The organism is Candidatus Infernicultor aquiphilus (assembly GCF_002784285.1).
GTDB lineage: Bacteria > Atribacterota > Phoenicimicrobiia > Phoenicimicrobiales > Phoenicimicrobiaceae > Infernicultor > Infernicultor aquiphilus.
Window position 1 is genome coordinate 1 of record NZ_PFKO01000122.1, and the last position, 12454, is coordinate 12454.

The following is a 12454-nucleotide window of genomic DNA, read 5'->3' on the forward strand; positions in this document are numbered from 1 at the left end:
CACGGTAGGATTAATAGTATTAAAAGATTCTTTAACTCGTTTAATCTATGAGCATGGTATATTTAGTAAAGTGGCTACTACAATGACTGCCAATGCTCTATTATATTATTCTATAGGACTGGTTGCCTATGCTTGTATTCATTTAATAACTGTGGCTTTTTATGCTTTAAAAGATACTAAAACTCCAGTAAAAATTGGAGTATATATTGTGTTTATGAATATTGTTTTGGATTTAATTTTAGTTAGATATTTGGCTCATTCTGGCTTAGCGTTAGCTACTTCTTTGGTAGCTATAATAAATATGATTATTCTATTAAAAGCCTTACAAAAGAAAATTGGAAATATTGAATTGAGATCTCAAGCATCATTTCTAATAAAAATTATTTTATCATCCATATTTTTAGGAATAGGTTGTTTCTTAGTGAATAATTATTTAGGTAGTGTATTGAATTTAAATCATAAATTTAATCAAATTATTCAAATCACCGCCTCTATTTTAACTGGTAGTATGATATATTATATTAGTAGTTATATTTTTGGTATTCCAGAAATTAGGAGTTTAAAACAAAATATAAAAATAATCCTGAAGGGTAAAAGCTAAATAATGTTAAAAGATTATCATTGTAATATTAACCATATTAGAAATTTTTCTATAATTGCCCATATCGATCACGGGAAATCAACTATAGCGGATAGATTATTAGAATATACTGGAACCATCCCAGAAAGAGAAAAAAAAGAGCAAATATTAGATGACATGGATTTAGAAAGAGAAAGGGGCATTACTATTAAATCAAAAGCGGTAAGATTATATTATCACTCTAAAGATGGAAAGGAATATATTTTAAATTTAATTGATACTCCTGGACATGTAGATTTTTATTATGAAGTATCTCGTAGTCTGGCAGCCTGTGAAGGAGCTTTGTTAATTATTGATGCATCTCAAGGCGTGCAAGCACAAACTTTATCCAATATTCATTTAGCTGTAAAAAATAATTTAAAAATAATTCCTATAATTAACAAAATAGATCTTGCTAATGCTAATCCTGAAAAAGTTATACAGGAATTAAAAAATATTCCCGAACTAAAGGAAGAAAAGGTAATTTTGGCCAGCGCTAAAGAAGGAATTGGCACTTCTGATATTTTCGAGGCAATAGTAAATAGAATTCCACCACCATCTGGAAAACCTAATTTACCTTTAAGAGCACTTATTTTTGATTCAGTTTATAATTCATACAAAGGAACCATTGTCTATATTAAAATGGTAGATGGAATTATAAAACCAGGAATGGTTATTCAAACTATGTCTACTAAAAAAAATTATGAAGTTACGGAAATAGGGATTTTTCGTCCTAAAATGCAACCTATAAAAACACTTACTGCTGGTGAAGTGGGTTACCTAATAGCAGGATTTAAAAATATTAAAGATATTAGGGTAGGTGATACTATTACTGATACTGTTAACCCGGCTCAAAAGATTCTCTCTGGATATAAAAAGGTTACTCCTTTAGTTTTTTGCAGTATTTATCCCATTGATAATAAGGAATATGAAAATCTGAAAATTGCCTTGGAAAAGCTAAAATTAAACGATTCCTCTATCTTTAGTGAGCCAGAAACTTCACAAGCTTTAGGTTTTGGTTTTAGGTGTGGATTTTTAGGATTATTGCATATGGAGATTGTTCAAGAAAGATTAGAAAGAGAATATAATATTAATTTAATTGCCACTGCTCCTAGTGTAATGTATAAAATCACTAAAAAAAATGGCGGAATAATTGAAATAAGTAATCCTACTGCTTTTCCTTCAAAAATGGAAATTGAGAAAATTGAAGAACCATATGTTAAAGCAAGTATTATTACTCCCAGCCAATATATAGGTGTAATTATGGATTTAGTTCAAGAAAAAAGGGGATTTTTTAAAAACATGGAATATATTGACGAAAAGATAGCAAAGTTAGATTATGATCTTCCTTTAAATGAAATTATTTTAGATTTTTTTGATAAATTAAAATCAAGAAGTAGTGGGTATGCTTCATTAGATTATGAACTTAAAGGATACCAAGTAGCTGAATTGGTTAAGGTTGATATATTAGTTAATCATGAATTCGTAGATGCTTTATCCTTTATTGTCCATAAAGTTAAAGCCTATCAACAGGCAAGAAAAATAGTAGAAAAATTGAAAGAGATTATTCCTCGTCAATTATATGAAGTACCGATACAAGCCTCCATTGAACAAAAGGTTATTGCTCGAGAAACTATAAAAGCATTAAAAAAAGATGTATTAGCTAAATGTTATGGAGGAGATATTACTCGTAAGAGAAAGTTATTAGAAAAACAAAAAGCTGGGAAAAAAAGAATGAAAAAGATAGGAAGAGTAGAAATTCCTCAAGAAGCATTTCTAGGAATATTAAAAATAGATTAGGTGATTCTGAATGAATTTAGGTTTATATTTGCATTTTCCTTTTTGCAAATCAAAATGTCATTATTGTGATTTTAATTCTTATCCTTTAAAAAATGATGATCAGGTTTTGTCTTATATTTCAGCTTTGTATAAAGAAATTGCCATGTATGCTCAAAAATTAAACCATAGTACCATAAAGACAATATACTTAGGTGGTGGTACCCCCACTATGCTATCAGGAGATTTAATTTATAATATTTTAAATTTTTGTAAGGATAATTTCAAAATAGATGATAATGCTGAGATAACCATAGAAGCAAATCCAGGAACATTAGATAAAAAGAAATTAGAGAGATTAAATAAAGCAAAGATAAATAGAATAAGTTTGGGAGCCCAGAGTTTTAATGATTCTCTGTTAAAAAAATTGGGTAGAATACATACTGCCCAAGATATCATTGACTCTTATTCTAAAGCCCGAGAAGCAGGATTTAACAATATCAATATGGACATTATGTTTGCATTACCGGATCAAACCTTTATTGATTTTAAAAATACTATGAAAAAGGCGGTTTCCTTAAAACCGGATCACTTATCTTTGTATAATTTAACTATAGAAGAAGGAACAAAATTTTTGGAGAGTTATAAAGAAGGTAAATTAAACCTTCCTACCGAAGATGAAGAATATGATATGTATAGCTGGGCTATAAAATTTTTAGCAGAAAACAATTTTGAACATTATGAGATTTCAAATTTTGCTCGCCCCTTTAAACGATCTATCCATAATCAAATTTATTGGTATAACCAGCCATATTTAGGAATAGGAGCAGGTGCTTATTCTTTTATAAAAGGATATCGTTATATGAATTATAAAGACCCAGTTAGATATATTAAAGAGATAAATAATGGCAAATTACCTCTAGATAGTGGAGAAAAATTATCTTTACGAAAAAGAATGTCAGAAACCATAATTTTAGGTTTAAGGACCAAAGATGGGATAAATTATCGAAAATTTAAAGTTAGATTTAAAGTAAATATCGAGAAATTATTTAATCAACAGATTTACAAATTAATCAACTTAGGATTATTAAGAAAAGATAATTATAAGATTCAACTAACTAAGAAGGGCTTGTTTCTGGCCAATAATGTTTTTAGAGAATTTGTGGATTGATTTATCTTATTATAAAATATAATATGATTGTCCCCAAAAAGTAAACAAACCTGTCCTCGACCTGATCGGGGAATGGTAATGTAGGGGTCGGATTTATCCGACCCGTTTTTGGGTTACAACCATAATATAAAATAATCATAAAAAACATTTGGTAACATCTTGACAAATTTATTACATGGTGATATTTTATTTAGAGAATTTAGCACTCTCGAGGTGAGAGTGCTAAATGAGGTATAGAAATGGAATTAAATAAAAGGATGAAAACTATATTAGCAGCTGTAGTGCATAGATATATTACTACTGCTGAACCAGTTAGTTCAAGCATAATTGCTAAAGAATATAATTTAGATTTAAGCACCGCTACCATAAGACATGAGATGTATTGGTTAGAGAAATATGATTATTTATGGCAGCCGCACACCTCAGCAGGGAGAATCCCCACTGATAAAGGATATAGATTTTATGTAGATAATTTAATGATAAAAAGATATTTAAAAGAAAACGAGAAGAGGGAAATTATTCAGATCTATAAAAAAAATAAAGAACTTGAAGAAACAATGAAGATAACTTCGCAATTATTATCTAAATTAACTCATAACTTAGGAGTCGTCTTGGCACCTATTATTTATGATGACTTAGTAAGAAATATTCAATTTATACCGGTAGGGAATAACCGTGTTTTAACTATTATAGTTACAGACACCGGATTAGTTTGCCAGAAATTAATTAATGTATCTGGAGAAATTACTAAAGATAGGTTAAGCTATTTATCTAATCTTATAAATAATAAATTAACCGAAAAAGATATTAATATAATAAATTTAAAAAAGATCTTAAAGGATGAGCTGGATAAAATTCTTTCTTTTCAAGAAAGATTTAATTATATCTATGATTTTTTAGAAGATTGTCTTAATTTTAAATCTTTAAAAAATAAAGTTTATTTAGACGGTAGAACTAATATAATGAGACAACCTGAATTTAATGAGACTATTAAATTAAATTATATCTTATCAATCATTGAAGAAGAAAACATATTGGCAAATACCATAAGAAAATGCTTAGGTTTTAGAAAGATTAAGGTAATTATTGGTAAGGAAAGTAAACTAAAAGAGATACAAAGCTGTAGTTTAGTAACCAGTAAATACAATATTAAAGGTAAACCAGCTGGCGCAATAGGGGTTTTAGGCCCAACTAGAATGGATTACTCCCGAATGATATCTATTGTAGAATATGTTTCGGATAAATTAAGCGATATATTATCGGAATTTTAAAAATTAATTAAAAAATTTATTCGGAGGATGGCTAATGGTGGATAAAGAAAATAAAAATGAATCACCAGAAAATGTAAAATCATTGAAAATTAAAAAGTATAAATTTAAAATTAAAAAAATATTACTTCAAAAATTAAATGAAAAAAAAGAATTAACTAAAAAATTAGAAAATGAATTACAAGAAATGAAGAAATTAGCTCAAGAAAAAGATAATTTATCTAAAGAATATTTGGAATATTTAAAGAGGTTGCAAGCTGATTTTGAAAATTATAAGAAACAGCAAGAGAAAAAGAAAAAAGAATTTATAGAATTCGCAAATGAAAAACTATTAAATAATTTATTACCGGTAGTAGATAATTTAGAAAAGGCTTTAGATTCTATCAAAAATGAAAATAATCTAGAGACTATCAAACAAGGAATTAATAATATTTTAAAAGATTTTCATAATATTTTAATGAGGGAAGGGGTTCATCCCATAAAAGCTTTGGATCAGAAGTTTGATCCTTATAAACATGAAGCTGTAATGAGTTTTGAAACAGATAAATACCCTGAAGATACAGTAACAGAAGAGCTCCGCAAGGGATATTATATAAAATCAAAAGTATTAAGACCGGCAATGGTAAAAGTTGCCATTCTTACTAAGGAAAAAAAGAATAACGAGAAAGAAAATTAGTTTAATTAAATGATATTTATTTAAGGAGGAAATTTATTATGGGGAAAACAATTGGAATCGATTTAGGAACAACTAATTCTGTTGTAGCCGTAATGGAAGCTGGGAAGCCAGTAGTTATTGAGAATGAAGAAGGAGGGAGAACAACACCTTCTATTGTTGCATTCACAAAAAAGGATGAGAGATTGGTAGGTTTGTTAGCAAAAAGACAAGCAATTACTAATCCAGAAAATACCATATTCTCAGTTAAGAGGCTTATTGGTAGAAGATATAATGATGAAGAAGTAAAAAAAGCAAAAAAGTATTTACCTTATAAAATAATTCCTGGGGAGCATACCGATATTAAAATTGAAGCAAAAGGTAAAGCTTATAGTCCACAAGAAATATCTGCTATGATCTTACAAAAACTAAAAAAATCTGCTGAAGATCATATTGGAGAAAAAATAACCGATGCAGTTATTACCGTACCGGCATACTTTAATGCTAACCAAAGGGAAGCAACCAAAAATGCCGGGAAAATTGCTGGTTTAAATGTCTTAAGAATCATTAATGAACCTACGGCTTCTGCCCTGGCTTACGGATTGGATAAGAAAAAAGATGAGAAAATTGCAGTTTTTGATCTTGGTGGGGGGACTTTTGATATATCTATTTTAGATATTGGTGAAGAAGGAGTTTATGAAGTAAAATCTACTAATGGTAATACTTTCTTGGGCGGGGATGACTTTGACCAAAGAATAATAGATTGGTTAGTAAACGATTTTAAAAAAAATAATGGAATAGATTTAAAAAATGATCAAATGGCCTTGCAAAGATTAAAAGAAGCTGCTGAAAAAGCGAAATGTGAATTATCTTCTACTTTAGAGGCTGAGATTAATTTACCTTTTATCACTGCTGATGCCAGTGGGCCAAAACATTTAAATGTCACTCTAAGCAGGGCAAAATTAGAACAACTTACTGCTGATCTTATTGAAAGTACTGTTGGACCCTGTTATAAAGCACTGGAAGATGCAAAACTAAAAGCGGAAGATATTGATGAAGTGATATTAGTTGGCGGGCAAACCAGGATGCCTAAGGTGCAAGAAATCGCTAAGAAAATTTTTGGAAAAGAAGGAAATAAAGGGGTTAATCCTGATGAAGTAGTGGCAGTTGGGGCAGCAATACAAGCTGGTATATTAAAAGGTGAAGTAAAGGATATATTACTACTTGATGTTACACCTTTATCTTTAGGTATAGAAACTTTAGGTGGAGTAGCAACTAGACTTATCGAAAGAAATACTACTATACCCACTTCCAAAAGTCAGATATTTTCCACAGCGGCTGATGATCAGACTGCAGTGGATATAAATGTATTACAAGGCGAAAGGCCTATGGCTAAAGATAATACTAGTTTAGGAAGATTTCAATTAATTGGTATACCAGCAGCACCTAGAGGGATTCCTCAAATAGAAGTAAGTTTTGATATCAACGCTAATGGTATTCTTAATGTTAAAGCCAAAGATTTAGGAACTAATAAAGAACAAAGGATAACTATTACTGCTACTACTGGATTAACTAAAGAAGAAATTCAGAAAAAAGTAAAAGAAGCAGAGCAGTATGCCGAAGAAGATAAAAGAATAAAAGAAAAAATAGAAATTCGAAACCAGGCCGATACTTTAATTTATAGCGTAGAAAAAACCCTGAAAGAATCAGGAGATAAAGTTAGCGAAGACGAAAAAAATGAGATAACTGAAAACATTAAAGATCTCAAGAAAGCCTTAGAAGAAGATGATGTAGATAATATGAAATCCAGTATCGAAAAATTAACTACTTCCTCACATAAGCTTGCGGAAGAAATTTATAAAAAGGCTTCAGCTCAAACCCAACAACAAGAAGCAAAAAAAGATAGCGAAAAGAGTGAAAAGTCTAAAACAGAAGAAAAGAAGGGCGAAGAAAAAGTCGTTGATGCTGACTATGAAGTAGAAAAAGACCAAGATAAAGAAGATTGACAAATTAGTCGTTATTCGTTAGTCGGGTCGAATAAATCCGACCCCTACATAAGAAAAAAGTTTTGAGTTTTGAACTAACGACTAACGACTATCCACTATCGACTAATTTAAATTGATAATAGGAGAGGAAAACATCAGTTGGCAAAAAGAGATTACTATGAGATCTTAGGTTTGAATAAAGATACCACCGCTGAGGAGATAAAAAAAGCTTATAGAAAACTTGCTCTTAAATATCATCCAGATAGGAATTCTTCCAATAAGGAAGCTGAAAAAAATTTTAAAGAAATTAATGAAGCTTATCAAATTCTTAGTGATCCGGAAAAGAGGTCAAAGTATGATCAATTTGGTTCAGCAGAGGGATTTGAAGGTAGAGGTTTTTCTGATTTTGGGGACTTTGGTAATTTTGGTGATATTTTTGATTCTTTCTTTGGAAGTAGAACTCGAAGTCGAGAAGAAGGAATACGCCCTCAAAAAGGAGCTAATCTAAGATATAATTTAAAAATTAGTTTTGAAGATGCTGCCTTTGGTAAAGAAATTAAAATTAAAGTTCCTAATTGGGAAACTTGTCCTAGATGTAATGGAAGCAAATCTGAACCTGGTACTTCTCCACAAACTTGTCCTGATTGTCATGGCACTGGAGAAATTAGAAATACTCAAAGTACTATGTTTGGTCAATTTGTAAATATACAAACTTGCCCTCGATGCAAAGGGGAAGGGAAAATAATAAAAAATATATGTACTAATTGTAAAGGTATAGGAAAAATAAAAATAGATAGAATAGTAAATGTAAAAATTCCTGCTGGTGTAGATACAGGACATAGATTAAGAATAACTGGAATGGGTGAACCCGGTGAAAGAGGAGGTCCTTCTGGTGATTTATATATTGTTTTAGATGTAAAACCACATAAAGTATTTAAACGTGAAGGAATAAATATTTCCTGTGATAATCCAATAAGCTTTGTAAAAGCAGCATTGGGAGGAGAGGTTACTGTGCCTACTTTAGAAGAAAAAGCAAAAATAAAAATACCGGCAAGCACGCAATCAAATACTATATTTAGACTTAAAGGGCAAGGAATATACAAAATTGGTACTAAACAAAGAGGGGATGAATATGTTAAAATTATAGTAGAAACTCCCCAAAGAATGAGTGATGAGCAAAAAAAATTGCTATTAGAATTTGCTAAATTAAGCGGGGAAGACATAAATACTATAGGAGAAAAGGGTATCTTTGATAAAATAAAAAATGCCTTTGGTCAAAATAAATAATATTTCAAGATATTCAAGGGGAATTCTTCCCCTTGAAAACCCCTTAATTCGACCTTACCTCAATATTTATTACACCCTTGAATATCTTGTCTTTAATATTCTTCATAATAATAAATCATATTCCTTATTTAAGGTATAGGAATTATTAAAATTCCTATACCTTAAATAAGATATCTGGAAAGGATTTCTTAATTATGCCTCTTTTCTTTGCTCTACCTGAAAATATTAGTGAAAGTGAAAAAGTTATTTTAATTTATGGAAAAGATGCCAAACATATAATTAAGTCTTTAAGATATAAAAAAAATGACGAAATATTAATTGCCAATGGCAAAGGAAATAAATATATTACTATAATTGAAAGCATCGAAAGTAACCTCATAAAATGCAAAATTATTAAATCTATTTCTACTCCTTTAAATACGCACCCCACCAAAGTAGTTCTAGCACAGGCATTAGTAAAAAGTAACAAAATGGATTTTATAGTTCAAAAATCCACAGAATTAGGAATTAATGCTATTATTCCTTTTATATCTTCAAGAACTATCCCCATAATTAATCGGAACAATTTAGAAAAAAAACAAAGGCGTTGGCAAAAAATTGCTTATGAAGCCAGTAAGCAATCTGAAAGAAGTATTATTCCTGAAATTTCTTCAATTATTACCTTTAATGAACTTTTAAATAAATCTGCAAATTTTGATTTACCTCTCCTATTTTGGGAAAATGAAAGGTCTATTAATTTAAAAGATATCCTAACTTCTTTGCCTAAACCAGATACCATTCTTGGTTTAATTGGTCCAGAAGGAGGGTTTTCTGAAGAAGAGATAAGAATAGCTAAAGAAGCTGGCTTAACCTCAGTTAGTTTAGGGAATCACTATTTAAGAAGCGAAACAGCAGCACTATTTGTTTTGTCATTAATTACTTATATTTTTGATATCTTATAAAAAGGAGGATCACTTTATAAAAAAAGTCGCTTTTAAAACTCTTGGTTGTAAAGTAAACCAATATGAGACAGAAATTATCCTTAATTTATTTCAAGATGAAGGTTTTCAAATAGTAAATTTTAACCAAAAAGCTGATGTGTATATAATAAATACTTGTACTGTTACGAAAGAAGCTGACCGAAAATCTAAACAGATGATCAGAAAAGCTATTGGTCAGAATAAAAAATCGAAAATAATTGTAACCGGTTGTTTTGCTCAATCTAATTATCAAGATTTAGAGAAAATAAGAGGAATAAATTTAATAACCGGAAATAGTGATAAAAATAGTATTTTACAACAATTTAAAGAATTAGATTTTCATAATACGGTGGTTAAAGTAACACCTGCAAAATTTTTGAAAAAATATGATAATGTTATTAAAAATAAATCGATCTTACGCGCTCGAGCCTGGCTTAAAATACAAGATGGATGCAATAATTTCTGTACTTACTGCAAAGTTCCCTATGTAAGAGGTCCTGCTCGTAGTAGATTAATTGATGATATATTACAAGAAGTTTCTAATTTAGAAAATTCGGGAATTAAAGAAGTAGTTCTTTTAGGAATTAATTTAGGAACCTATGGGGAAGATTTACTTCCTGGCAAAGCAAATTTGTCAAAATTAATTTCTCTAATTAATAATTTTAAAGGGATAAAAAGAATTCGTTTAAGCTCGATTGAGTTAGTTAATATTAATAATGAATTATTAGATACTTTTGGAAAATGTTCCAAGTTATGTCATCACTTACACATTCCCTTACAAAGTGGCGATGATAAAATTCTTAAACTTATGAATCGTCCTTACAATACTTCCATCTTTGGCAAGAAGATATTCCAATTAAAGAAGAAGATACCCAATATTGCGATAACTAGTGATATTATGGTAGGTTTTCCTGGTGAAGACAACGAAAGTTTTAATAATACCTATAAGTTTATTAGAAAAATGTGCTTTTCAAAAATACATATTTTTAAATATTCTAATCGTGAAAAATGTTTGGCAATTTTAATGCCTAATGAAGTTGATAATGAAATAAAAAAAGAAAGAAGCAAAAAATTAATAAATCTATCTAGCGAATTATTTTATAATTTTCGTAATAAATATCTCGGTTTGGATGTTGATGTTTTAGTTGAGGATGAAATAAAAGATAAAGAAGGAAGAGTATATTCTCGTGGTATTACAGATAATTATATTAAAGTGATAATTCCTGATTTAATCGGAAAAAGAGGTGAAATAGTTAAAGTTCAATTAAATAAAATCTATTCTGATTATATCATTTCGTCAGTTTAACAGAGCTTATTGAAAAAATAAAATATAATCCAAATTTATATAAAGTATCCTTTGTTTTTACTATATACTCGATACTAGATACTAGATACTGATTTTATATTGCTAATAAAATATTTTTATGTTATAATTATTGGTGTTAAGTAAAAGACGTTCTTCTTAAAAGAGTGGTTATTCAAAGCCACTCTTTTGTTATATAATAAACGTTACATCTTTAAGGCATTTTCAATTGGAAAGAGGGGGTGAAATATATTTTATGAACAAAAATATAATCAAAGTATTAGATGAAATAGAAAAAGAAAAAGGAATATCCAAAGATATATTAATAGAAGCAATTGAATCTGCTTTAGCTTCAGCATATAAAAAAAATTATGAGACCAATATAAATAATGTGGAAATAAATATGTGCAAAGATACTGGAGAGATTAAAACATTTACTAGAAAAACTATTGTAAAAAAAGCTTTAAAACCCCTAAGTGAAATTTCAATAGAAGAGCTACAAACATCAGATAAAGATAAGTTTAAAATTGGAGATACCATCTTAATTGAAACTACACCTAAAGAATTTGGAAGAATTGCTGCTCAGACCGCAAAACAAGTAATACTTCAAAAGATTAGAGAAGCTGAAAGAAATGTAATTTATGAAAAATATATTGATAAAGAGAGAGATATTGTTACAGGAGTGGTACAAAGAATAGAATATGGAAATGTTATTATAGATTTAGGAAGAACAGAAGCTTTGCTTCTGCCTAACGAACAAATAAAGAATGAAGAATATTATAAAGGAAAAAGAATAAAAATATATATAATTGAAGTAAGAAAAACCTCTAAAGGTCCTAAAATATTTGCTTCTAGAACTCACCCTGAACTATTAAAGCGTTTATTTGAATTAGAAGTTCCTGAGATTCATGAAGGGTTAGTTGAAATAAAACATATCACTCGTGAAGCAGGCAAAAGGTCAAAAGTTGCAGTTTATTCTAAAAATGAAAGGATTGACCCTATTGGAGCATGTATTGGTGATAGAGGTTCGAGAATAAAATCAATTATGCTGGAATTAAAAGATGAAAAAATTGACATTATCAGATGGAGCGATGATGAAAAAACATTCATTGCTAATTCATTAAGTCCAGCCAAGGTTATCCTGGTAAATCTTTTTAAAAATGAAAAAACTGCAATAGTAATCGTATCAGACCAACAACTTTCTTTAGCAATTGGAAAAGAAGGACAAAATGCTAGACTGGCTGCAAAATTAACCGGTTGGAAAGTTGATATAAAAAGCGAATCAGAATATAAAAAAAATAACACAAATTCTGACTGTAATTTACAAAAGGATTTAGCAAAATAATATATACTATTAAAAAAGGTATTCATAGATGGTAAATAATATAAAGATACCGGTAAGAACTTGTATTGGTTGTAAAAATAAAAAACCAA

At 29.3% G+C, this 12454-nt stretch carries 10 protein-coding genes; all 10 read left to right on the forward strand.

Translation table 11 applies throughout. The features are described 5' to 3' along the window. On the forward strand, window positions 1-601 hold a 601-nt coding region (murJ, locus tag COZ07_RS03470), incomplete at its 5' end, for a murein biosynthesis integral membrane protein MurJ (RefSeq protein WP_406607195.1). Window positions 602-604: 3 nt separating this feature from the next. Beyond that, window positions 605-2419, forward strand: a complete 1815-nt coding sequence (lepA, locus tag COZ07_RS03475; RefSeq protein ID WP_406607196.1) for a translation elongation factor 4 — start codon at window positions 605-607, stop codon at window positions 2417-2419. A gap of 10 nt (window positions 2420-2429) precedes the next feature. Next, window positions 2430-3566 (forward strand): coproporphyrinogen-III oxidase family protein, encoded by a 1137-nt coding sequence (hemW, locus tag COZ07_RS03480; RefSeq protein WP_406607197.1) that lies wholly within the window; start codon window positions 2430-2432, stop codon window positions 3564-3566. 239 nt (window positions 3567-3805) lie between these two features. After that, entirely contained in the window at window positions 3806-4837 is a 1032-nt protein-coding gene (hrcA, locus tag COZ07_RS03485; RefSeq protein ID WP_406607198.1) for a heat-inducible transcriptional repressor HrcA, read from the forward strand. A 34-nt stretch (window positions 4838-4871) separates the two neighbouring features. Further along, window positions 4872-5510, forward strand: a complete 639-nt coding sequence (locus COZ07_RS03490) for a nucleotide exchange factor GrpE (RefSeq protein WP_406607199.1) — start codon at window positions 4872-4874, stop codon at window positions 5508-5510. Between the two features lie 38 nt (window positions 5511-5548). Continuing rightward, window positions 5549-7492, forward strand: coding sequence for a molecular chaperone DnaK (gene dnaK, locus COZ07_RS03495; protein ID WP_406607200.1), 1944 nt, complete (start codon window positions 5549-5551; stop codon window positions 7490-7492). A 138-nt stretch (window positions 7493-7630) separates the two neighbouring features. Beyond that, entirely contained in the window at window positions 7631-8758 is a 1128-nt protein-coding gene (gene dnaJ, locus COZ07_RS03500) for a molecular chaperone DnaJ (protein WP_406607201.1), read from the forward strand. A 194-nt stretch (window positions 8759-8952) separates the two neighbouring features. Next, window positions 8953-9699: a 16S rRNA (uracil(1498)-N(3))-methyltransferase gene (locus tag COZ07_RS03505; RefSeq protein ID WP_406607202.1), complete on the forward strand. Its 747-nt coding sequence runs from the start codon at window positions 8953-8955 to the stop codon at window positions 9697-9699. Next, complete coding sequence (gene mtaB / locus COZ07_RS03510) at window positions 9686-11023, forward strand: tRNA (N(6)-L-threonylcarbamoyladenosine(37)-C(2))-methylthiotransferase MtaB (protein ID WP_406607203.1); 1338 nt, start codon at window positions 9686-9688, stop codon at window positions 11021-11023. The genes COZ07_RS03505 and mtaB overlap by 14 nt, the downstream gene beginning before the upstream one ends. Window positions 11024-11276: 253 nt before the next feature. Further along, a complete protein-coding gene (nusA, locus tag COZ07_RS03515) occupies window positions 11277-12365 on the forward strand; it encodes a transcription termination/antitermination protein NusA (protein WP_406607204.1) in 1089 nt (362 codons plus the stop codon). The last annotated feature ends 89 nt before the right edge of the window (window positions 12366-12454 follow it).

Coding starts and splice junctions, on each gene's coding strand:
- lepA (WP_406607196.1), top strand. CDS start 605: ATGTTAAAAGATTATCATTGTAATATTAACCATATTAGAAATTTTTCT.
- hemW (WP_406607197.1), top strand. CDS start 2,430: ATGAATTTAGGTTTATATTTGCATTTTCCTTTTTGCAAATCAAAATGT.
- hrcA (WP_406607198.1), top strand. CDS start 3,806: ATGGAATTAAATAAAAGGATGAAAACTATATTAGCAGCTGTAGTGCAT.
- COZ07_RS03490 (WP_406607199.1), top strand. CDS start 4,872: ATGGTGGATAAAGAAAATAAAAATGAATCACCAGAAAATGTAAAATCA.
- dnaK (WP_406607200.1), top strand. CDS start 5,549: ATGGGGAAAACAATTGGAATCGATTTAGGAACAACTAATTCTGTTGTA.
- COZ07_RS03505 (WP_406607202.1), top strand. CDS start 8,953: ATGCCTCTTTTCTTTGCTCTACCTGAAAATATTAGTGAAAGTGAAAAA.
- nusA (WP_406607204.1), top strand. CDS start 11,277: ATGAACAAAAATATAATCAAAGTATTAGATGAAATAGAAAAAGAAAAA.